The organism is Stenotrophomonas sp. (genome assembly GCF_032099025.1).
Lineage (GTDB): Bacteria > Pseudomonadota > Gammaproteobacteria > Xanthomonadales > Xanthomonadaceae > Stenotrophomonas.
On sequence record NZ_DAMCID010000034.1, the window covers coordinates 1 to 21,516 of the forward strand.

General features: G+C 68.3%; 20 protein-coding genes. All 20 read left to right on the plus strand.

What is annotated here, in order from left to right:
- Positions 1-445: 445 nt before the first annotated feature.
- Positions 446-805, plus strand: a complete 360-nt coding sequence (gene fliE / locus RT456_RS17430; protein ID WP_313348447.1) for a flagellar hook-basal body complex protein FliE — start codon at positions 446-448, stop codon at positions 803-805.
- A 12-nt stretch (positions 806-817) separates the two neighbouring features.
- Complete coding sequence (gene fliF, locus RT456_RS17435) at positions 818-2,464, plus strand: flagellar basal-body MS-ring/collar protein FliF (protein WP_313348449.1); 1,647 nt, start codon at positions 818-820, stop codon at positions 2,462-2,464.
- Positions 2,457-3,461, plus strand: coding sequence for a flagellar motor switch protein FliG (fliG, locus tag RT456_RS17440; RefSeq protein ID WP_313348450.1), 1,005 nt, complete (start codon positions 2,457-2,459; stop codon positions 3,459-3,461). Before fliF ends, fliG begins: the two co-directional genes overlap by 8 nt.
- Positions 3,458-4,093: a FliH/SctL family protein gene (locus tag RT456_RS17445; RefSeq protein ID WP_313348451.1), complete on the plus strand. Its 636-nt coding sequence runs from the start codon at positions 3,458-3,460 to the stop codon at positions 4,091-4,093. Before fliG ends, RT456_RS17445 begins: the two co-directional genes overlap by 4 nt.
- On the plus strand, positions 4,090-5,472 hold the full coding sequence (locus RT456_RS17450; protein ID WP_313348452.1) for a FliI/YscN family ATPase: 1,383 nt from the start codon (positions 4,090-4,092) through the stop codon (positions 5,470-5,472). The genes RT456_RS17445 and RT456_RS17450 overlap by 4 nt, the downstream gene beginning before the upstream one ends.
- Before the next feature lie 3 nt (positions 5,473-5,475).
- Positions 5,476-5,934, plus strand: a complete 459-nt coding sequence (gene fliJ, locus RT456_RS17455) for a flagellar export protein FliJ (RefSeq protein ID WP_313348454.1) — start codon at positions 5,476-5,478, stop codon at positions 5,932-5,934.
- Positions 5,934-7,085 (plus strand): flagellar hook-length control protein FliK, encoded by a 1,152-nt coding sequence (locus tag RT456_RS17460; RefSeq protein ID WP_313348502.1) that lies wholly within the window; start codon positions 5,934-5,936, stop codon positions 7,083-7,085. Before fliJ ends, RT456_RS17460 begins: the two co-directional genes overlap by 1 nt.
- Before the next feature lie 666 nt (positions 7,086-7,751).
- Positions 7,752-8,285 carry a flagellar basal body-associated FliL family protein gene (locus tag RT456_RS17465; RefSeq protein ID WP_313348456.1) on the plus strand — a complete coding sequence of 178 codons (534 nt, stop codon included), beginning with the start codon at positions 7,752-7,754 and terminating at the stop codon, positions 8,283-8,285.
- Between the two features lie 9 nt (positions 8,286-8,294).
- The gene (fliM, locus tag RT456_RS17470) at positions 8,295-9,302 is read left to right on the plus strand and encodes a flagellar motor switch protein FliM (protein ID WP_313348458.1); all 1,008 of its coding nucleotides are present in this window, start codon (positions 8,295-8,297) and stop codon (positions 9,300-9,302) included.
- Positions 9,299-9,637: a flagellar motor switch protein FliN gene (gene fliN / locus RT456_RS17475; RefSeq protein WP_313348460.1), complete on the plus strand. Its 339-nt coding sequence runs from the start codon at positions 9,299-9,301 to the stop codon at positions 9,635-9,637. Before fliM ends, fliN begins: the two co-directional genes overlap by 4 nt.
- Entirely contained in the window at positions 9,634-10,035 is a 402-nt protein-coding gene (fliO, locus tag RT456_RS17480) for a flagellar biosynthetic protein FliO (protein WP_313348462.1), read from the plus strand. The genes fliN and fliO overlap by 4 nt, the downstream gene beginning before the upstream one ends.
- A gap of 2 nt (positions 10,036-10,037) precedes the next feature.
- On the plus strand, positions 10,038-10,820 hold the full coding sequence (gene fliP, locus RT456_RS17485; RefSeq protein ID WP_313348464.1) for a flagellar type III secretion system pore protein FliP: 783 nt from the start codon (positions 10,038-10,040) through the stop codon (positions 10,818-10,820).
- Between the two features lie 7 nt (positions 10,821-10,827).
- Positions 10,828-11,097 carry a flagellar biosynthetic protein FliQ gene (locus RT456_RS17490; protein ID WP_313348465.1) on the plus strand — a complete coding sequence of 90 codons (270 nt, stop codon included), beginning with the start codon at positions 10,828-10,830 and terminating at the stop codon, positions 11,095-11,097.
- 12 nt (positions 11,098-11,109) lie between these two features.
- On the plus strand, positions 11,110-11,901 hold the full coding sequence (fliR, locus tag RT456_RS17495) for a flagellar biosynthetic protein FliR (protein ID WP_313348467.1): 792 nt from the start codon (positions 11,110-11,112) through the stop codon (positions 11,899-11,901).
- 192 nt (positions 11,902-12,093) lie between these two features.
- A complete protein-coding gene (locus RT456_RS17500) occupies positions 12,094-14,235 on the plus strand; it encodes an EAL domain-containing protein (RefSeq protein ID WP_313348468.1) in 2,142 nt (713 codons plus the stop codon).
- A gap of 339 nt (positions 14,236-14,574) precedes the next feature.
- Positions 14,575-15,705, plus strand: coding sequence for a flagellar biosynthesis protein FlhB (gene flhB, locus RT456_RS17505; RefSeq protein WP_313348470.1), 1,131 nt, complete (start codon positions 14,575-14,577; stop codon positions 15,703-15,705).
- Positions 15,706-15,722: 17 nt separating this feature from the next.
- Positions 15,723-17,804 (plus strand): flagellar biosynthesis protein FlhA, encoded by a 2,082-nt coding sequence (flhA, locus tag RT456_RS17510; protein WP_313348503.1) that lies wholly within the window; start codon positions 15,723-15,725, stop codon positions 17,802-17,804.
- Between the two features lie 151 nt (positions 17,805-17,955).
- Positions 17,956-19,884, plus strand: a complete 1,929-nt coding sequence (locus RT456_RS17515) for an AAA family ATPase (protein ID WP_313348472.1) — start codon at positions 17,956-17,958, stop codon at positions 19,882-19,884.
- A complete protein-coding gene (locus RT456_RS17520; protein WP_313348473.1) occupies positions 19,871-20,758 on the plus strand; it encodes a MinD/ParA family protein in 888 nt (295 codons plus the stop codon). The genes RT456_RS17515 and RT456_RS17520 overlap by 14 nt, the downstream gene beginning before the upstream one ends.
- Positions 20,755-21,501: an RNA polymerase sigma factor FliA gene (locus RT456_RS17525; protein ID WP_313348475.1), complete on the plus strand. Its 747-nt coding sequence runs from the start codon at positions 20,755-20,757 to the stop codon at positions 21,499-21,501. Before RT456_RS17520 ends, RT456_RS17525 begins: the two co-directional genes overlap by 4 nt.
- The last annotated feature ends 15 nt before the right edge of the window (positions 21,502-21,516 follow it).

The following is a 21,516-nucleotide window of genomic DNA, read 5'->3' on the forward strand; positions in this document are numbered from 1 at the left end:
GCTCGGCTTGCGGTTCGCAGGGAAAAGCGGATGTCACGGTGCCAACGCCGGTGGGGCGAGTGCGGGGCCGGCATGCCCTTGTGGCGAAGTAAAGGAGGAGGGGGCGGCCGAAGGCCGACGCCGGGGGACATTCGCAGGCAAGGGTATGGCGGCCCCGCACTCGACCCACCGGCAGCCGCTGTGGCCTAACCTCCTCCGTCCCCTTTTTCCGCTGTGGCTTAACCTCCTCCGTCCCCTTTTTGTGCGCGACGGTTTCCCGACGCCGGGCTTCCGGCGCCAGCCCTGCGTCGCCCCTCGCAGCCGCATTCCGTCGCCCGGGCCCTGTAACCGGTTGCACTTCGGCCCTGCGCGCCCCGCCATCACGACATCGCTGAACCACTCAGCGGTTTCGGCACGGCACTTGCAACGTGTTCACTCGAAACCCCCAACCGCCGGAATGTTCCAGATGTCCCACTCCGTCACCTCGATCCTTTCCCAGATCCGCTCCTACCAGACCCAGGTCGGGCAGCCGATCAGTCCGTTGGCCGAAACGCCGCAGACCAATGCCCTGCAAGGCCTGGTGTCGCCGCAGAACGTCCATGGCCCGAGCTTCACCGAGACCCTGCGCGGCGCGATCGCCGGCGTGAACGAGGCCCAGCAGAAATCCGGCGCCCTCGCCCGCGCCTTCGAGCTGGGTGAACCCGGCGCCGACCTGGCCAAGGTCATGGTCGCCTCGCAGCAGTCCCAGATCGCCTTCCGCGCCACCGTGGAAGTCCGCAACCGTCTCGTCCAGGCTTATCAGGACGTGATGAACATGCCGCTGTAAGGATAGAAACGCATGGCCCTGTCGCTCACCAAGGAATCCCTGAACGCCGAAAAGGCGGGCCAGTGGTTCGACCGGCTGCAAAGCCTGCAGATCACCCGTCGGCTCGGCCTGATGGCGATGATCGCCGTGGCCGTTGCGGCAGGCCTGTTCGTGTTCTTCTGGTCGCAGAAGCCGGGGATGGTGCCGCTGTACACCGGCCTGGACCAGAAGGCCACCGCCGAGGCGACGGACCTGCTGCGCGCCGCGCAGATTCCGTTCGAACTGGACCCGGCCACCGGCGGCATCACCGTGCCGGAAAAGAACCTGCACGACGCCCGCCTGAAACTGGCCGGCTCCGGCCTGACCGACAGCGGCCGCCTCGGCTTCGAGCTGATGGAACGCGACCCGGGCTTCGGCGTCAGCCAGTTCATGGAGAATGCGCGCTACCAGCATTCGCTGGAAACCGAGCTGTCGCGCACCATCAACACCCTGCGACCGGTGCGTGATTCGCGCGTGCACCTGGCCATTCCCAAGCCCAGCGCCTTCACCCGCCAGCGCGACGTGGCCAGCGCCTCGGTGGTGCTGGAACTGCGCGGCGGCCAGCAGCTTGAGCGCGGCCAGATCGATGCCATCGTGCACATGGTGGCTGCCAGCATTCCCGACCTCGCGCCCGAGCGCGTCACCGTGGTCGACCAGAGCGGGCGCATGCTCAGCGTGTCCGACCCGAACAGCGAAGCGGCCTTGAACGCCGCTCAGTTCGACCAGGTGCGCCGCCAGGAAACCTCGTTCAACCAGCGCATCCGTGAGCTGCTCGAGCCGATGACCGGCCCGGGCCGGGTCAATCCGGAAGTCAGCGTGGACATGGACTTCTCGGTGATCGAAGAAGCCCGCGAGCTGTACAACGGCGAGCCGCAGAAGCTGCGCAGCGAACAGACCAGCGAGAACAGCACCAGCACCCCCGGCCCGCAGGGTGTTCCGGGTGCGGCCAGCAACACCCCGCCAGGCCCGGCGGCCGCACCGGCCACCGCCGCCACGCCGACCGAGACCTCGCGCAACGCCACCCGCAACTTCGAGCTGGACCGCACCCTGCAGCACACCCGCCAGCCGGCCGGTCGCATCAAGCGCGTTTCGGTGGCGGTGCTGATGGACAACGTGCCGCGCCCCGGCGCCAACGGCAAGACCGTGGAACAGCCCCTGTCGGCCGCCGAGCTCACCCGCGTCGAAGCGCTGGTCAAGCAGGCCGTGGGCTTCGATGCCGAACGCGGCGACACCGTGTCGGTGATGAACGCCCCGTTCGTGCGTGAAGTCACCCCGGTTGAAGGGCCCAAGTGGTGGGAACTGCCGCAGGTGCAGGACGGGCTTCGGCTGCTGCTGGGCGCCATCGTGGTGCTCGCCCTGGTGTTCGGCGTGCTGCGCCCGGCGCTGCGCTCGATCACCGGGCAGGCAAAGAAGCCGTCCGCCAACGACAGCCTGGAACCGCACAGCGCCGACGTGCAGCTGGTGGACGACGGCGACGGCCTGCCCGCGCTTGGCTCGGACCGTGTGAACCTTTCCGGGCATGAGCCATTGGCCCTGCCGGTGGACTCCTACGAGGAACGACTGCGCATGGCGCGTGAAGCTGTAAAGACCGATTCGAAGCGTGTGGCGCAGGTCGTCAAGGGCTGGGTGGCCAATGACTGACGTCGCCCCCCTCAACGGCGTGCAGCGCGCCGCCGTGCTGCTGCTCTCCCTCGGCGAAGTGGAGGCGGCCGATGTGCTGCGCCACATGGAGCCCAAGGAAGTGCAGAAAATCGGTATCGCCATGGCCACCATGAGCGACATCACCCGCGCCCAGGTAGAGGGCGTCATGGACCAGTTCAACACGGAACTGGGGTCCAAGACCTCGCTGGGCGTCGGCTCGGACGACTACATCCGCAACATGCTGGTGCAGGCGCTGGGCAGTGAGAAGGCCGGCAACCTGATCGACCGCATCCTGCTGGGCCGCAACACCACCGGCCTGGATGCGCTGAAGTGGATGGACCCGCGTGCGGTGGCCGACCTGGTCCGCAACGAGCATCCGCAGATCATCGCCATCGTGATGGCCCACCTGGAAACCGACCAGGCCGCCGACGCGCTGAAGCTGCTGCCCGAACGCACCCGCGTTGACGTGCTGCTGCGCATCGCCACGCTGGACGGCATTCCGCCCAACGCATTGAACGAGCTCAACGAGATCATGGAGCGCCAGTTCGCCGGCAACCAGAACCTCAAGTCGTCCAACATCGGCGGCGTGCAGTGCGCGGCCAACATCCTCAACTTCATGGACAGCGGCCAGGACCAGGCCATCCTGGGTGAGATCTCGCGCATCGATGCACCGCTGAGCGCACGCATCCAGGAAAAGATGTTCGTGTTCGACGACCTGATCGACCTGGAAGACCGCGAACTGCAGCTGGTGCTGCGCGAAGTGAGCGGCGAACGCCTGGGCCTGGCCCTGCGCGGCGCCGACATCAAGGTGCGCGACAAGATCACCCGCAACATGTCCCAGCGCGCCGCCGAAATCCTGCTCGAAGACATGGAGGCACGCGGTCCGGTGCGCCTGTCCGACGTGGAAGTGGCGCAGCGCGAAATCCTGGCCATCGTCAAGCGCATGGCCGATGAGGGTACCGTCACCATTGGCGGCAACGCGGAGGCGATGCTGTGAACACTGCCGTGCGCTGGCTTGCCCCGGACCTGCTGGCCGAACCTGCACTCCCGCAGGACGACAGCTACGACCCCATCGATGAGGGTGTCGAACACGATCCCGAACCGCTGCTGCAGCTGCCTACCCTAGAGGAGATCCAGGCGATCCAGGACGCGGCGGAAAAGGACGGCTTCGAGCAGGGTCATGCCGACGGCCAGGCCCAGGGCCAGGCCGAGGTGCGTCGCCTGATCGCACAGATCGAAGGCATCCTGGACAACTTCAGCCGGCCGCTGGTACGCCTGGAGAATGAAGTGGTCGCCGCACTGGGCGAACTGGCCGTGCGCATCGCCGGCACCCTGGTCGGCCGTGCCTACCAGGCCGACCCGGCCCTGCTCGCGCAGCTGGTCGGCGAAGCGGTGGATGCCGTGGGCGGTGCCAACCGCGAAGTGGAAGTGCGCCTGCACCCCGACGACATCGCCGCACTCGCCCCGCTGCTGCAGCTGTCGCCCACCCAGCGCCTCACCCCGGACCTCAGCCTGAGCCGGGGCGACCTGCGCGTACACGCCGAGGCCGTCCGCCTCGACGGCACCCTCGAGGCGCGCCTGCGCGGCGCGCTGGATGCGGTGCTGCGGAAGTCCGGAGCCAGCGCATGACTACCGACCCCCTGCCCCCGCCCGCCGCCGACTGGTCGGCCGCCCGCAACCTGCGCCTGGCCGCGCGCCTGGACGGCATCCAGCCGGACGGCGCACACGGCCGTGGCCTGATCCGCGAAGGCGTGCTGCGCCGCGCGGTCGGCCTGACCCTGGAAGCGGTCGGCTGCGAATCGCCCATGGGCGCCAGCTGCAAGGTCGAAGTGGCCGACGGCGGCTGGGTCGATGCCGAAGTGGTCGGCTTCGCCGGTGAACGTACCTACCTGATGCCCAGCGCCGAACTGCATGGCCTGCTGCCCAACGCGCGCGTGGTGCCGTCGCTGGGCCGCGGCGGCGTGGAAGTCGGCGAGGGCCTGCTGGGTCGCGTCATCGACAGCGACGGCGTGCCGCTCGACGGCAAGGGCCCGATCCGCGCCGAAGGCACCGTCAGCATGGCCGGCGTGTCGATCAACCCGCTGGCACGCGAGCCCATCACCCAGCCGCTGGACGTCGGCGTGCGCGCCATCAACGCCCTGCTGCCGATCGGCCGCGGCCAGCGCGTGGGCCTGTTCGCCGGCTCCGGCGTCGGCAAGTCCACCCTGCTCGGCATGATGACCCGCTACACCGCCGCCGACGTGATCGTGGTCGGCCTGATCGGCGAGCGTGGCCGCGAAGTGCGCGACTTCGTCGAGAGCACCCTGGGCGAGGAAGGCCTGCGCCGCGCCGTGGTGGTGGCCAGTCCCGCCGATCGCCCGCCGCTGGCACGCCTGCATGGCGCCTACCGCGCCACCGCCATCGCCGAATGGTTCCGCGACCAGGGCCTGAACGTGCTGCTGCTGATGGATTCGCTGACCCGTTTCGCCCAGGCCCAGCGCGAAATCGGCCTGTCGGTAGGCGAACCGCCGACCACCCGCGGTTATCCGCCGTCCGTGTTCGCCAAGCTGCCCGCGCTGGTCGAACGCGCCGGCAACGGCGCCAAGGGCCGCGGCTCGATCACCGCCTTCTACACCGTGCTGACCGAAGGCGACGATCCGCAGGATCCGATCGCCGACGCCGCCCGCGCCATTCTGGACGGCCACATCCTGCTCTCGCGCCGCGTCGCCGACAGCGGCCTGTATCCCGCCATCGACGTCGAATCGTCGGTGAGCCGCGTGGTCACCGAAATCGCCGACGAACCGTGGCGCCTGCGCATCCGCAAACTCAAGCGTCTGGTGTCTGCGTACTCCAGCAACCGCGACCTGATCGCCATCGGCGCCTACCAGCGCGGCAACGACCCGGCCACCGATGAAGCGCTGGAACGCTGGTCGGACATCGTCGAATTCCTTGGCCAGGACGTGGGCAAGGCCGCCGACCTGCCGCACAGCCAGGCGGCACTGAAGCAACTGGTCGAGAGAGAGAACTAAGCCATGATCCAGTCCAAGCGCATCGATCCCCTGCTCAAGCGGGCCCAGGACCACGAAGACGAAGTGGCCCGCGACCTGGCCGAACGCCAGCGCACGCTCGACACCCACCTGTCGCGGCTGGAAGAACTGCGCCGTTACGCCGAGGAGTACGCCAACGCACAGATGGCGGCCACCAGCCCGGCGCAGCTGCTCAACCGCCGCGCCTTCCTCGACCGCCTGGACACCGCCGTGGCCCAGCAGAGCCAGACCGTGGACAGCAACCGCGAGAAGGTCGAGGCCGAACGTGCCCGCCTGATCCTGGCCAGCCGCGACAAGGCCGTGCTCGAACAGCTGGCCGCCAGCTACCGGGCACAGGAGAAGGTCCTCGTGGACCGCCGCGACCAGCGCGAGATGGACGACCTGGGCGCCCGCCGCAGCCGCCAGGCGCAGCACCCCGACACCGACAGCGGAGAGACGCCGTGATGCCCCCCACCCTGCTTGGCGCCTCCGCGTCCGCCAGCGCCTCGACCAGCACCGGCAGCAGCGCCCGGCCCGACAGCGCGGCCGGCAGCGACCGCCGGGACTTTGACGCCCTGCTGAAAGGCGACTCCGCCAGCAAGGACGCCCCCGCCAAGGCGAAGTCCAGCAAGCCCGGCAGCGCCGACACCAGCAACACGGCGCCCGGCGATGCGCCCAAGCGCCCCGGCGCCAAGGATGCCGCAGACGCCAGCGACGCCACCGAACCGTCCACCGCGCAGACCGCCGCAGCCACCGACACACCGGCCGCGTCCGAGCCTGCCGACGACGCCGACGCCGCCCCATGGCCCCCGCTGGGCATGGCCGGCCTCGCCCTGACCGGTCTCGACGCCGTCACCGTGGCCGCCGCCCCCGCTGCCAACGCCGACGCCACCGCCCTGGCCAAGGCCGATCCCCTGCTGACCACCCTGCCCGCCACCCCTGCCACCGCACCCGCGGCACCCGCCCTCGCGGGCGCCGCCGCGCCGGCCGGTGCCACCAGCAGCGCCGCAGCCACCGGCGCGATCGCGCTGCCGCTCGACGCCGAGGTCAGCGACGACACCGCGCTGCCCAAGGCCCTGGCCGACGCCATCGCCGCCACCGACCCTGACGCTCCCACCACCCCGTTCCTGCACGCCCTGCACGCCGCCGCCGAACTCAAGACCGGCGCCGCCTCCGTGCCGTTCAGTGGCGACCCCACCGCCACCCCGCATGTGGGCGGCGACGACTTCGACGACGCCATGAGCGCCCGCGTCGGCTGGCTCGCCGACCAGAAGATCGGCCATGCCGTCATCAAGGTCACCCCGCACGACCTGGGCCAGATCGAAGTCCGCCTGCAGATGGACGGCGACAAGGTCCACGCCAGCTTCAGCAGCGCCCACGCCGACGTCCGCCACGCCCTCGAATCCAGCATCCCGCGCCTGCGTGAAATGCTCAACGACCAGGGCTTCCAGCTAGGCAACGCCGATGTCGGCCATCAGCACACCGCGCAGGACGGCAAGGCCGGCGGCGGCCAAGCGGGCCACGGCAACGGCGACGGCGACGTGGGATTGGTCGAGACCACCGTCTCCCCATCACAGCTGATGCGCCAGCGCGGCCTGGTCGACGCGTACGCCTGATCCTTGCGAAGGTCTCCAGGGCAGCTGGCCGTTGGCCAGCTGCTTCATGCATTCAGGCGAACAGCCGTTGCGCAGCGATCTTCTGGTTTGGCGGGACGGTGCGGGTTTGCGGGGGACGCCGTAAACCGCCCTCCGGGCCCCGGCCCAACCGCCAGCGGTTGCGCGTTCAGTCGCACGCGAGGCGGTGCCTCGCAAGCAGTGCGCCTTCACCCATGGGGGCTTGTAGAAAACATCCATGTTTTCTACACCCCCGCAAACCCGCCCCGACCCGCCTTTGACAGTGTGTCGTTGCCACGGGAAAAGCCGATGTGCCGGCGATGCCGGCACATCGTGAAGCCACCCCGCAGTCGGCAAATCCGCGTTTCCCATGGCCCCCGGCTCACGTCGGAGGGTCGGCCGGGGCGGGTTTGCGGGACCGTAGAAAACATGGATGTTTTCTACGAGCCTACACGGACGTATTCACGGCGTGTCCCGCGAACCCGCACCGGGCGGCCCAGCTCAGGGCATGCATCAGCCAAAGGCTGTTCGCCGAAATGCATGCCGCTGCCGGGCCACGCCCGGCACCCCACGGACTGTCGAATCCCGCCGCCTCCGCCGTCAAATTTCCGGCAACGAAGAACCGTCGCAGTTCGGCACGCCGTTTGCATGTAGCCAGGTAGCAATCCAATGGAGCTTCCCCTCGTGGCCGCAGCCGCCGATAAAACCAAGAAATCCGCCGACAAGGACAAGGCCGCCAAGCCGCGCAGCCCGCTCCTCGTCACGGCGCTCATCGCCGTGCTGGCCGCCGGCGCTGCCGGTGGCGGCGTCTGGTACTTCACCCAGTCCCACGACGAGAAGTCCCCGGCCAAGCCCGCCGCCGCCAAGTCCGCCGTGCCCGCCCCCGCCCAGTACTTCGGCCTCGAACCCCCGTTCGTCGTCAACCTCAGCAGCAGCTTCGACGGCCCGCGCTACCTCCAGGTCGAAGTGCAGCTCATGACCCGCGACCCTGCCGCACTCGAAGCCATCAAACTGCACGCCCCGGCCATCCGCGCCAAGCTGCTCATGCTGTTCTCCCAGGTCGAACCGGCCCAGATCGCCGATCGCGCCGGCAAAGAACGCCTGCAGGCCGACTCCCTGGCCGAAGTGCAGAAACTGCTCAAGGCCGAGACCGGCAGCAAGGGCGTCGACGAACTGCTGTTCACCAGCTTCGTCACCCAGTAAGGGCCTGCCATGAATGACCTGCTTTCCCAGGACGAGATCGATGCCCTGCTGCATGGCGTCGATTCCGGCGCCGTCGAAACCGACGTCGACGCCATCGCCCCCGGCGAGGCGCGCAACTACGACTTCGCCAGCCAGGACCGGATCATCCGCGGCCGCATGCCGACCCTGGAGATGGTCAACGAGCGCTTCGCCCGTCTGTGGCGCATTGGCCTGTTCAACCTGATCCGCCGCTCCGCCGAATTGTCCGTGCGCGGCATCGAGTTGATCAAGTTCAACGACTACATGCACTCCCTGTACGTCCCCACCAACCTCAACCTGATCCGCTTCAAGCCCCTGCGCGGTACCGGCCTGATCGTGTTCGAACCCACCCTCGTGTTCGCCATCGTCGACAACTTCTTCGGCGGCGACGGGCGCTACCCGACCCGCATCGAAGGCCGCGAGTTCACCGCCACCGAAATGCGCGTCATCCACCTTCTGCTCAAGCAGACCTTCGCCGACCTGCGCGAAGCCTGGGCACCGGTCATGGATGTCGAACTCGAGTACATCAACTCCGAGATCAACCCGCACTTTGCCAACATCGTGACCCCGCGCGAATACGTCGTCGTGTGCCGCCTGCATGTTGAACTCGATGGCGGTGGCGGCGACATCCACGTCACCCTGCCGTACTCCATGCTCGAACCGATCCGCGAACTGCTCGACGCCGGCATCCAGAGCGACCGCAACGACCGCGATGAAAGCTGGGGCACCATGCTGCGCGAGCAGCTGAATATCGCCGAAGTCACCCTGTCCAGCGTCCTGGCCACCAAGCGCATGAGCCTGCGCGACCTGACCAAACTCAAGATCGGCGACATCCTGCCCATCGACCTGCCGCCGCAGGTGCCCCTGTGCGTCGAGAACATTCCCGTGTTCACCGGCCAGTTCGGCGTCGCCAACGGCATGAACGCCGTCAAGATCACCGCCACCCATCCGCCGGGCAGCCGCCCGCGTGTTCCCGTAATCCAGGAAGACCCGCAATGAACGACATCGAAACCAACGAACCGGCACCGGCGCAGTTCACCACGCTGCATTCCGATGACACCAGCGGCGGTGCCGATCTGAACCTGGACGTCATCCTGGACGTGCCGGTGACCCTGTCGCTGGAAGTCGGTCGCGCCCGCCTGCCCATCCGCAACCTGCTGCAGCTCAACCAGGGCTCGGTCGTCGAGCTGGAACGTGGCGCCGGTGAATCGCTGGATGTGTTCGTCAACGGCACCCTCATCGCCCACGGCGAAGTGGTGGTCATCAACGATCGCTTCGGCGTGCGCCTGACCGACGTGGTCAGCCCGAGCGAACGGATCCGGAGACTGCGTTGATCGCCCTGGCGCTCATCGCTGCCGGCGCGCCCGCCACCAAGGTGGGCCAGCACGCCGCCGCCGCACCGAGCATGTTCGGCGCGGTGCTGGCCCTGCTGGCCGTGCTGGCCTTGATCGTCGGCCTGGGCTGGGTGCTCAAGCGCATGCCCGGCAGCGGCTTCAAACCCGCCGAAGGCCTGCGCATGGTGGCCAGCCTCAACGTGGGCGCCAAGGAACGCGTGGTCGTGGTCGACGTCAACGGCGAACAGCTGCTGCTGGGTGTCACCGCCGGCGGCATCAACACCCTGCACCGCCTGTCCGAACCGCTGCCCACCCCGGAACCGGCACGCCTGCCGGACTTCAAGAACCTGCCGAATTTCGCCCAGCTGCTGCAACAGCGGCTGCGCAAGGAACCCTGATCATGCGTGGCCCCCGAGCATCCTGGACCCGTTACCTGCCGTTGCTGCTGACCCTGCTGCTGTGCGCCCTGCCGGCGCTGGCCATGGCCGCACCCGGCCTGCCCGGTGGCACCCCGCTGCCGGACGTGAATGTCGGCAAGATCGGCGGCCAGGCGGTGAGCCTGCCGCTGCAGACCCTGCTGCTGATGACCGCGATCACGCTGATCCCGTCGATGCTGCTGGTGCTCACCGCGTTCACCCGCATCATCATCGTGCTCGGCCTGCTGCGCCAGGCGCTGGGCACCGGGCAGACCCCGTCCAACCAGGTGTTGCTCGGCCTGGCCCTGTTCCTCACCGCCATGGTGATGCTGCCGGTGTGGCAGAAGGCGTGGGGCAGCGGCATGGCGCCCTACCTCAACGGCGAGATCGACTTCCAGACCGCCTGGACCCTCACCACCGAACCGTTGCGCGCCTTCATGCTGGCGCAGATCCGCGAAACCGACCTCATGACCTTCGCCGGCATGGCCGGGCACGGCACCTATGCCAGCCCCGATGCGATTCCGTTCCCGGTGCTGGTCGCCTCGTTCGTCACCAGCGAACTGAAGACCGCCTTCGAGATCGGCTTCCTCATCTTCATTCCATTCGTGATCATCGACCTGGTCGTGGCCAGCGTGCTGATGTCGATGGGCATGATGATGCTCTCGCCCATGCTGGTCTCCGCGCCGTTCAAGATCCTGCTGTTCGTGCTGGTCGACGGCTGGGTGCTGGTGGTCGGCACGCTTGCCGCCAGCTTCAACGCGGTCTGAGGCGCACATGACCCCCGAACTTGCCCTCACTGAACTGCGCGGTGGCCTGATCACCGTGCTCTGGATCGCCGGCCCGCTGCTGCTGACCGTGCTGATTGTCGGCGTGGTCGTCGGCGTGGTCCAGGCCGCCACCCAGCTCAACGAACCCACCATCGCATTCGTTGCCAAGGCGGCGGCATTGACCGCCGTCCTGTTCGCACTGGGCAGCCTGTTGATCGGCCATCTGGTCGAGTACACCACGCTGCTGTTCCAGCGCATTCCACACCTGATCGGTTAGCGGACGGCCGCGATGGATTCCGCAACCCAGATGGCCGCCGACGGGCTCAACGCCTTCGGCATGATCGGCACCGTGCTGTGGACCATGCTGCGCATCGGCGCCATGATCATGGCGATGCCGTTGGTCGGCAGCCGTGCCGTACCCGCGCGCGTGCGGGTCATGCTGTCGGGCGCGCTGGCCATCGCGCTCTCGCCGATGCTGCCGCCGGTGCCGGCCTGGACCGGCTTCGACGCGGCCACCGTGCTGAGCATCGCGCGTGAGCTGGCGATCGGCATTTCCATCGGCTTCCTGCTGCGGCTCGTCTTCGAAGCAGGCGCGATGGCGGGCGAACTGGTTTCGCAGGGCACCGGCCTTGCGTTCGCGCAGATGAGCGACCCGATGCGTGGCGGCACCTCCGGTGTGATCGGCCAGTGGTTCTACCTGTTGTTCGGCCTGCTGTTCTTCACCGCCAACGGCCACCTCGCGCTGATCTCGTTGCTGATGGACAGCTACAAGGCCGTGCCCATCGGCGCTTCGTTGCCCGACATCGATGCATTTCTCAGTGCCGCGCCAACCTTCGTGCTGCAGGTCTTCCGCGGTGCGCTCACCCTGGCGCTGCCGCTGACCGTCGCCATGCTCGCGGTGAATCTTGCCTTCGGCGTGCTCGCCCGCGCCGCACCCGCGCTCAATCCCATCCAGCTCGGGCTGCCGGTCGCACTGCTGCTCGGCATGTTCCTGCTCACCGTACTGGCCGGCGAGATGGGTCCGCCGGTACAGCGGATGTTCGACGCCGCGTTCCAGGCCGCCGACGGTGTGACCCACTAGGCAGTACGCCACCGCATTGTCACGTCGCGGAATTTGCCTACGGAATTTTGGCCAATTGGGCCTTGCGTTCCCCCAGGGGAATGGGCGTAGATTTGCGCAGGCAGCGGGGGGCCACTGCCTGTAGCGATGCGGAATTCGAAAGCATCGCCACCCATATCTTTCGATTGCAGATCTGACCAGGGAGAGTCATTGATGCTCATCGGCAGCTACACACCGTGGTTGGTCGTGGTTTCGCTGCTGGTCGCCATGCTTGCGTCATTCACGGCGCTCGACATGGCCAATCGAGTCACCACCGCGGCCACGCCGCGGCTGAGCCTGTTCTGGCTGCTCGGCGGCGGCTGCGCCATGGGGCTGGGCATCTGGTCCATGCACTTCATCGGCATGCTGGCCTTTCGGCTTCCCATCCCATTGGGCTACGACCTGGGCTGGACCACGGTGTCACTGCTGTCGGCCATGGCCTCGTCGGTGTTCGCGCTGTGGCTGGTGTCGCGCCCCACCCTCCCGCACTCACGGCTGGCGCTTGGCGCCCTGCTCATGGGCAGCGGCATCGCGGCGATGCATTACCTCGGCATGGCGGCCATGCGCATGCAGCCGGGTATCGACTACCACCCCGGCTGGTTCACGCTGTCGCTCCTGATCGCCCTGGCCGCGTCGTGGGTGGCACTGTTCGTCGCCTTCCGCCTCCGGCACAGTGGCCATCGCCTGCGCCACCGTGTGCTTCCCGCCGCCGTCCTCGGCACCGCCATCGTCGGCATGCACTACACCGGCATGGCCGCCGCGCGCTTCCCGGAGGGCAGCATCTGTGGCGCCGCCGCCGGCACCGGCCTGCAGACCCAATGGCTGGCCGCCATCGTCATGGTGCTCACCATCGCCATCCTTGCGGTGGTGCTGCTGGTGTCCTGGCTCGACCAACGCATGCAGGCGCAGCTGCTGCGCCTGCGCAACCAGCGCCTGCGCAGTTCGCTGGAAGACGCCTATGCGGAACTGAGCCAGGCCGCGCTGCACGATCCGTTGACCCACCTGCCCAACCGCCTGCTGCTGCAACAGCATATCGAGCACGCACTGGTCGATGCCGAGCAGCGCGGCGGCCGCTTCGCGCTGATGTTCATGGACCTGGACGGCTTCAAGCAGGTCAATGACGCCTATGGCCACCAGACCGGCGACGCGCTGCTGGTCGCCGTGGCCGAGCGCACCCGCAAGCTGCTGCGGCCGAACGACGTCCTGGCGCGGCTGGGCGGCGACGAGTTCGTGATGGTGGTGCCCATGGAGACGGATGAGGACCTGGCCACCTTGGCCAGCCGCATCCTGCAGGCGGTGGGCACCGGCACCTTGGTGCCGGGCCACGAGTTGCAGGTCACCGCCAGCATCGGCATTGCGATCTGTCCCGACCACGCCGCCACCGAGCGCCAGCTGATGAGCAACGCGGACGCGGCGATGTACCAGGCCAAGGAAGCGGGCCGCAACGCGTTTGTCGTGTTCGCCGAGTGGATGAACGACAGCGCCGAGCAGCAGTTCAGGCTCCTGGCCGACCTGCGCCGCGCCATCGGCACCCCGCAACTGTTCCTGCACTACCAGCCGAAAGTCCGCGTCAGCAGCCACAAGGTCTGTGGCGCCGAGGCCCTGATCCGCTGGCGTCACCCCGAACAGGGGCTGATACCACCGGACCGTTTCATCCGCCTGGCCGAACGCAGCGGCGTCATCAACGAAATCGGGCGCTGGGCGCTGGACGAAGCCTGCCGCCAGCTGCGCCTCTGGCACGACGCGGGCCACGACAGCTGGACCGTCTCGGTGAACCTCTCACCGATCCAGTTCGGCTCCCCGCACCTGCTCCAGGAAGTGCGCGACGTACTGCAGGCGCACCGCATCGAGCCGCGCCGGCTGGTGCTGGAGATCACGGAAAGCACGGTCATGCGCGACACCGACGCCAGCCTGCACCTGCTGCAATCGCTGGCCCGGCTGGGCGTGGGCATTTCGATCGACGACTTCGGCACCGGCTATTCGAGCCTGCTCTACCTCAAGCGCCTGCCCGCCACGGAGATCAAGATCGACCACGCCTTCGTGCACGATCTTGAAAACAGTTCGGAAGACGTGGTGATCGTGTCGGCCATCGTCGCCCTGGGCCATGCGCTGGACATGGACATCGTCGCCGAAGGCGTGGAAACCGCCAGCCAGCGCTCGTATCTGGAGCGGCTTGGCTGCGACTACCTGCAGGGCTATCTGCTCGGCCACCCGGTTGATCCGCAGCGGTTCATGCAGCTGCATGACCATCCGCGTCCCCGGGTGGTGGTGGCCGAGCCGTTCAAGGCCATCGAAGGCGGCCATTTCCTGGATTGACGCACGCGACCGCCGCGCTGCGCGCGGTTGCCACGCAGGGCGTGGCACTACGTGTCTGTGTAGAGCCACGCCCTGCGTGGCTGCACTTCGTTCCGGGGTCATGAACGCCTGACGGGTGGCTTCGGTGGGTCTAAACGCCGGTTGCATGGTCGGGACCGGCATTGGATGGGCTTCGGGCACTTGTGCCGCGCTGCGCGCGGTTGCCACGCAGGGCGTGGCACTACGTGTCCGTGTAGAGCCACGCCCTGCGTGGCTGCGCGCGCTTCCGCCCCGGCAAGGCCTGCCGTCATGGAACAGTTCTTGCACCACCCCAGGTAATCCCCCCGGTGCCCTGCCCCGATGTCCGACGAAGAACAAGCCGGCGAAAAAACCGAACAACCTACCGAAAAACGCCTGCGCGATGCCCGTGAACAGGGCAACATCCCGCGCTCGCGTGAGCTGGCCACGGCCGCCGTGTTCGGGGCGTCGGTGCTGGCGCTGATGGCGTTTTCCGGCGGGATCGCCAGCAGCAGCAAGGCGTGGATGAAGATGGCACTGAGCCCGGAGCCGGGCCTGCGTGCTGAACCGCTGGGGTTGTTCAACCACTTCGGGCACCTGTTCCTGCAGCTGATGCTGGCCCTGTGGCCGCTGCTGCTGATCTGCCTGCTGGCCAGTTTCCTGGCGCCGGTGGCCATGGGCGGGCTGCGCTGGTCCAACAAGTCGCTGATGCCCCAGTTCAACCGCCTCAGCCCCATGGCCGGCATGAAGCGCCTCTACGGCGCCGAAGCCATTGCCGAATTCACCAAGTCGCTGCTGCGCATCCTGTTTGTCGGCGCCGCCGCCGGGCTGGTGGTCTGGCACGGCATCCGGCCGCTGCGCGACCTGATCCACCAGCCGCTGGAGGCCGCCATGGTCAACGGCCTGGGCTTCACCCTGAAGCTGATGCTGGCCACCGGCGGCGCCATGATGCTGCTGGCCGCCATCGACGCGCCGTACCAGCGCTGGAACTGGATGCGCAAGCTGAAGATGACCCGCGAGGAGCTGCGCCGGGAAATGAAGGAAAGCGAGGGCAGCCCCGAGGTGAAGGGCCGCATCCGCCAGCTGCAGCAGCAGATGTCCAACCGCCGGATGATGGAGGCGGTGCCCACCGCCGACGTGGTCGTGGTCAACCCGACCCACTACGCCGTGGCCCTGAAGTACGACGGCGGCAAGATGGGCGCCCCCACCGTGGTGGCCCTGGGCGTGGACGAAACCGCCCTGCGCATCCGTGAAGTGGCCGACGGCAACAAGGTCGCCATCGTCTCGGCGCCGCCTTTGGCACGCGCCTTGTATCGGGAAGGTCAACTTGGAAAGGAAATTCCCGTGAGACTGTATTCGGCCGTTGCCCAGGTCCTGTCCTACGTCTACCAGCTGCGCACCTGGCGGGGTGGGCCGATGCCCGCTGCCCCCAGCATCGACGTGGATGAACACGGCAAGGGAGGCCGCCCATGAGCGCCCAGCCCGCTGGAATGAACACCCGCCGCGCCCTGGACATGATCCGCAACGGCCTGGGCGCCCCGCTGATCGTGCTGGCCCTGCTGGCGATGGTGGTGGTGCCGCTGGCCGCGCCGGTGCTCGATGCCTTGTTCACCTTCAACATCGCCATCTCGCTGATGGTGCTGCTGGCGGTGGTCTACGTGAAGCGCCCGCTGGACTTCACCATCTTCCCCATCGTGCTGCTGATCACCACCATGCTGCGGCTGGCGCTGAACGTGGCCTCCACCCGCGTGATCCTCCTCAACGGCCAGAATGGCCACGAGGCGGCCGGCAAGGTGATCGCCGCGTTCGGCGAGTTCGTGATCGGCGGCAACTACGCCGTCGGCATCGTGGTCTTCGCCATCCTGACCATCATCAATTTCGTGGTCATCACCAAGGGCGCCGGCCGCGTGTCCGAAGTGACCGCGCGCTTCATCCTCGACGCCATGCCCGGCAAGCAGATGGCCATCGACGCCGACCTCAACGCCGGTTTGCTGACGCGTGAGGAGGCCAAGCTGCGCCGTGAGGAGGTCCGCGAGGAAGCCGACTTCTACGGCGCGATGGACGGTGCCAGCAAGTTCATCCGCGGCGATGCCATCGCCGGCATCCTCATTCTGTTCATCAACATGATCGGCGGCCTGGCCGTGGGCGTGCTCCAGCACGGCATGCCGTTCGGCGAAGCCGCTGCCACCTACACCCTGCTGTCCATTGGTGACGGCCTGGTGGCGCAGCTGCCCGCGCTGCTGGTGTCGTCGGCGGTGGCCATGCTGGTCACCCGCGCCTCGCGGTCGCAGGACATGGCCCAGGCCATGATGGGCCAGGTGTTCGGCCAGTACCGCGCGCTGTCCATTGCTGCCGGCATCCTGATCCTGGTCGGCCTGGTGCCGGGCATGCCCAACGTCGCCTTCTTGACGCTTGGCGGCATCCTGGCCTTCATCGCCTGGAAGCTGTGGAAGAAGAGCGTGGCCGCACAGCGTGCCGCCGAGGCCCCGGCCGCCGGGCCGACCACCGCCCTGGGCCTGCCCGGTGGCGCCCCCTCGCCCACCGCCGAGCTGACCTGGGACGAACTGCGCCCGGTCGATCCGCTGGGCCTGGAGGTCGGTTACCGGCTGATCCCGCTGGTGGACAAGAACCAGGGCGGTGAGTTGATGGCGCGCATCAAGGGCGTGCGCCGCAAGCTCACCCATGACATCGGCTTCCTGATTCCGTCGGTGCACATCCGCGACAACCTGGAACTTGCCGCCACCGCCTATCGCCTGCTGATCCATGGCGTGCCGGTGGCCACCGCCGAGATCCACCCCGACCGCGAACTGGCGCTGGACCCGGGCAGCGCGCTTGGCGCGCTGGAAGGCATCGCCGGCAAGGACCCCGCCTTCGGCCTGGACGCCACCTGGATCCAGCCGCACCAGCGCGCCCACGCCGAATCGATGGGCTACACCGTGGTCGACCCGGCCACCGTGGTGGCCACCCACCTGTCGCACCTGATCCGCGAACACGCCCCGGAACTGCTTGGCCACGAGGAAGTGCAGCAGCTGCTGGCCAACCTGGCCAAGAGCGCGCCGAAGCTGGTCGAAGACCTCACCCCGAAGGCGCTGCCGCTGTCGGTGGTGGTACGGGTGCTGCAGAACCTGCTGATCGAACGCATCCCGGTGCGCCAGCTGCGCAAGATCGCCGAGTCGCTGGTCGAGAACGCCCCGATGAGCCAGGACCCGGGCGTGCTGACCGCCGCCGTGCGCAATGCGCTGGGCCGTTTCATCGTGCAGGAGATCGCCGGAATGTCGCCGGAGCTGCCGGTGTTCACGCTCAACCCGCAATTGGAACGTGTCTTGCAAGAGTCTACTCAGGGCAACGGCGCAGCGCTGGAACCCGGACTCGCCGAGCGACTGCACCAGAGCCTGGCCGAATGTGTCGGCAAGCAGGAAGCCAAGAACGAGCCCGCGGTGGTGTTGGTGCCCGGTCCGGTACGTGCCGCGCTGGCACGGCTGGTACGGCACAGCGTCCCCTCGCTGTCGGTACTTGCCTACAGCGAGGTGCCTGAGGACAAGCGGTTGAAGCTGGTCGGCACGATCAGCTGAGCCGGAACTCCGACAGCAACGCGTCAGAAAACAGACACCCCCATTTCGATATCACCGCAGCAGGACACAAAGGGAAACCCGGACCGTGCAGACCACCGACAACCAGCGCTTCCCTTCGACCGCCCAGCCGCCCCAGTCCCGGTACCACAGCATGAAAATCAAACGCTTCGTCGCTCCCGATATGCGCTCGGCCATGAACCTGGTGCGCAAGGAACACGGTCCGGATGCCGTGATCCTGTCCAATCGCCGGATCGAGGAAGGCGTCGAAATCGTGGCGGCCGCGAACTATGACGAAGGCGCCGTGCAGCGTGCACTGGAAGCGGCCCGCAAGGATGTCGCCCCGCCGCCGCCGGCCCCGCGTCCGCGCAATGCCGCCGATGCCGTGATTGCCGCCGTGACCCGCCGCAAGGCCCCGTTGGCCGCACCGGAACCGGTCGCCGCTACCACCTCTGCGGTGGCCGCCCTGGCCCGCGCCGCCGTCGGCGCGACCGGTCGCACCCTGGACAGCGCCAACGAAATCGTGCCGCCGCCGGGCAGCAGTGGCTTCGCCGCCACCCTGGCCCGCGCCAACGTACAGCCCGCCTCCCGGGCCGACGTACTGCCGGAACAGATCTTCGCCCCGTTCAATGTGGAACAGGCCGCTGCCGCCGAACGCGCTGCTGCCCACGCCACCCATGACGTCGCCGGGATGCCGGCTGCGATCCAGGCACCGGTCCGTGCTGCCGCGCCGGCCGCGCCCAACCGCGCCCGCTTCATCATCGACCCGCCGATGGACGAGGCGCCGCTGTTCGAAATGCATGCCCCGCTCAGCCGCGCCACGGTGCCGCCGCAGATTCCGCAGATCCCGCAGATGCCGTCCCAGCAGATGCAGCGCGCCCCCGTCCTCGCCCCGGCCGCGCCGCTGTGGGAGACCGTGCCGGTGGTACCGGCGCCGGTCTCGCCGATGCTGCAGATCGACGACTCGGCCGTGTTCACGCCGGTCGCGCCGATCGCCAGCGTTGAGGCGGCTGCACCCGCCGCGCCGGCTGCCCCGATCGCCCCGCCGGCCCCGCCGGCCCTGCCGGCGATGCAGGCCGCCAACGAACCCGCACCGGTCGCCGAGGTCGTCGCCGTCGCCGTGGTGGCCGCTGCCCCGGCCCCTGTTGCCGCGCCGCTGACCGTGGTGGCCCGCGACGACGAGGACCTGCGCCAGCTGCGCAATGAAGTGGCCGGCATGCGCCACATCATCGAACGCGAGATGACCCGTTTCACCGACGAGCGCCTGCGCGGCTCGGCCGTGCGCGCCGCCGCGCTGGACCTGATGGACGAATACGGCTTCGATGCCGGCATCAGCCGCGATGTGGCCCTGCAGATCCCGCTGGACACCGAAGCCCACCGCGGCCGCGGCCTGATGCTGGGCCTGCTGTCCAAGAAGCTGCCGATCGCCCCGGTGGACCCGCTGGAGGCCGGCGGCGTGATCGCCCTGGTCGGCCCGACCGGCGCCGGCAAGACCACCACGATTGCCAAGCTGGCCTCGCGCTTTGCCGAAGCCCATGCCGCACGTGACGTGGCCCTGGTCACCACCGACACCGGCCGCATCGGCGCCCGCGAGCAGCTGTATGGCTTCGGCCGCCAGCTCGGCATCGCCGTGCACGAGGCCAACAGCGGCAGCGACCTGACCCAGCTGCTGGAACGCCTGAAGGACTACAAGCTGGTGCTGATCGACACCGCCGGCCTGGGCCCGCGCGACCGCGCCCTGGCCGCCCAGCTGCAGTGGCTGCGCGCCGCCCCGCAGATCCGCACCCTGCTGGTGCTGCCGGCCAACACCAGTTTCGGCGACATGGACGAGGTGGTCCGCCGCTTCAGCGCCGCCAACCCCCAGGGCGTGGTGCTCAGCAAGCTGGACGAAACCGGCCGCTTCGGCACCGCCCTGTCGGTGGCCGTCGACCACCGCCTGCCGATCACCTGGGTGACCGATGGCCAGGACGTTCCCGAAGACCTGCACCGGGCCAGTGCAGCCAATCTTGTACTTCGCCTTGAAGATTTGCGCCGCGCGGCCGATATGCCCTGCAACCCGGAGTTGAACCATGCCGTCGCGTGAGTATGCCAATCTGACCAAGACCTTCCCGCTGTCGGCCACGCGTAGTGCGCCGCTGGGCCCGGTCCGTACCATCGCCGTCACCGGCGGCAAGGGCGGCGTGGGCAAGACCAACGTGTCGGCCAACCTGGCCGTGGCGCTCGCCGACATGGGCAAGCGCACGCTGCTGCTGGACGCCGACCTGGGCCTGGCCAACATCGACGTGATCCTGGGCCTGCAGCCCAAGCTGACCCTGGCCGACCTGGTCGCCGGTCGCTGCACCCTGGACGAGGTGATCCTGGAAGGCCCCGGCGGTGTGCTGGTGGTGCCGGCCGCGTCCGGTCGCCGGCACATGGCCGAACTGCAGCCGGCCGAGCACGTGGGCCTGGTCAACGTGTTCTCCGAACTGGAACGCGATCTGGACTTCATGGTGGTCGATACCGCCGCCGGCATCACCGACGGCGTGCTGACCTTCTGCCAGGCCGCCCAGGACACCGTGGTGGTGGTCTGCGACGAGCCGGCGTCCATCACCGACGCCTACGCGCTGATCAAGGTGCTGTCGCGCGAACGCGGCGTGGACCGCATCCAGGTCGTGGCCAACATGGTGCGCGACCCCAACGAAGGCCGTGTGCTGTACGAAAAGCTCAGCCGGGTCTGCGACAAGTTCCTGGCGGATGTCTCGCTGAACTACCTGGGCTGCGTGCCGCAGGACGACTGGCTGCGCCTGTCGGTGCAGCGCCAGCAGCCGGTGGTGAAGGCCTACCCGTCCAGCCCGGCCGCGCAGGCGATCACCGAGATCGCCCGCCGCACCGCCCGCTGGCAGGCACCGACCGAGCCGCGCGGCGGCGTCGAGTTCTTCCTGGAACGTATCCTCAAGCAACGCGGGGTGACCGCATGAAAGGCGCCGCACAATACAAAGAGGTCCAGCGCGCTGCGGCCAACGAGTGCATTGCCCAGCACTCGGACCTGGTCCGGCGCATCGCCCACCACCTGGCCGCGCGCCTGCCGGCCAGCGTCGAAGTGGACGACCTGATCCAGGCCGGCATGATGGGCCTGATCGAGGCCTCGCGCAGTTACGACGCCGACCAGGGCGCCTCGTTCGAAACCTATGCCTCGATCCGCATCCGCGGCTCGATGATCGACGAGATCCGCCGTGGCGACTGGGTGCCGCGTTCGGTGCACCGCCGTGCCCGCGACGCCGCGTCCACCATCCGCCGCCTGGAGCAGAGTACCGGCCGCGCCGCGAGCGCCACCGAAGTGGCCGCGGCGATGGACATGCCCCTGCCCGACTACCTGCGCCTGATGGAAGACGCCTCACGCGGCCAGGTCCTGAGCCTGGAGTCACGCATTGAAGACCAGGGCGAACTGGACACGGTTGCCCAGGGCGGCCCGACCCCGCAGCAGGTCCTGGAACGCGGCGAGTTCGGGCGCGAACTGGGCAATGCCATCGGCCTGCTGCCCGAGCGCGAACAGCTGGTGCTGTCGCTGTACTACGAGCAGGAGCTGAACCTGAAAGAGATCGGCGCGGTGCTCGGCGTCAGCGAGTCACGCGTCTGCCAGATCCACGGCCAGGCAGTGCTGCGCCTGCGTGGCCGACTGAAGATCTTCGAGGCGGCCGACGCCGGCCTTGAAAACACTTGATACCGAGGAAAGTGC

What these genes read in the sequence shown, in the direction of transcription:
- fliP (WP_313348464.1), top strand. Translation starts at nt 10,038, where the DNA reads ATGCGTGGCCCCCGAGCATCCTGGACCCGTTACCTGCCGTTGCTGCTG.
- fliG (WP_313348450.1), top strand. Translation starts at nt 2,457, where the DNA reads ATGACTGACGTCGCCCCCCTCAACGGCGTGCAGCGCGCCGCCGTGCTG.
- RT456_RS17520 (WP_313348473.1), top strand. Translation starts at nt 19,871, where the DNA reads ATGCCGTCGCGTGAGTATGCCAATCTGACCAAGACCTTCCCGCTGTCG.
- flhA (WP_313348503.1), top strand. Translation starts at nt 15,723, where the DNA reads ATGAACACCCGCCGCGCCCTGGACATGATCCGCAACGGCCTGGGCGCC.
- fliM (WP_313348458.1), top strand. Translation starts at nt 8,295, where the DNA reads ATGAATGACCTGCTTTCCCAGGACGAGATCGATGCCCTGCTGCATGGC.
- RT456_RS17450 (WP_313348452.1), top strand. Translation starts at nt 4,090, where the DNA reads ATGACTACCGACCCCCTGCCCCCGCCCGCCGCCGACTGGTCGGCCGCC.
- fliJ (WP_313348454.1), top strand. Translation starts at nt 5,476, where the DNA reads ATGATCCAGTCCAAGCGCATCGATCCCCTGCTCAAGCGGGCCCAGGAC.
- RT456_RS17460 (WP_313348502.1), top strand. Translation starts at nt 5,934, where the DNA reads ATGCCCCCCACCCTGCTTGGCGCCTCCGCGTCCGCCAGCGCCTCGACC.
- fliN (WP_313348460.1), top strand. Translation starts at nt 9,299, where the DNA reads ATGAACGACATCGAAACCAACGAACCGGCACCGGCGCAGTTCACCACG.
- RT456_RS17490 (WP_313348465.1), top strand. Translation starts at nt 10,828, where the DNA reads ATGACCCCCGAACTTGCCCTCACTGAACTGCGCGGTGGCCTGATCACC.
- RT456_RS17465 (WP_313348456.1), top strand. Translation starts at nt 7,752, where the DNA reads ATGGAGCTTCCCCTCGTGGCCGCAGCCGCCGATAAAACCAAGAAATCC.
- fliE (WP_313348447.1), top strand. Translation starts at nt 446, where the DNA reads ATGTCCCACTCCGTCACCTCGATCCTTTCCCAGATCCGCTCCTACCAG.
- fliF (WP_313348449.1), top strand. Translation starts at nt 818, where the DNA reads ATGGCCCTGTCGCTCACCAAGGAATCCCTGAACGCCGAAAAGGCGGGC.
- RT456_RS17525 (WP_313348475.1), top strand. Translation starts at nt 20,755, where the DNA reads ATGAAAGGCGCCGCACAATACAAAGAGGTCCAGCGCGCTGCGGCCAAC.
- fliR (WP_313348467.1), top strand. Translation starts at nt 11,110, where the DNA reads ATGGATTCCGCAACCCAGATGGCCGCCGACGGGCTCAACGCCTTCGGC.
- RT456_RS17515 (WP_313348472.1), top strand. Translation starts at nt 17,956, where the DNA reads ATGAAAATCAAACGCTTCGTCGCTCCCGATATGCGCTCGGCCATGAAC.
- flhB (WP_313348470.1), top strand. Translation starts at nt 14,575, where the DNA reads ATGTCCGACGAAGAACAAGCCGGCGAAAAAACCGAACAACCTACCGAA.
- RT456_RS17500 (WP_313348468.1), top strand. Translation starts at nt 12,094, where the DNA reads ATGCTCATCGGCAGCTACACACCGTGGTTGGTCGTGGTTTCGCTGCTG.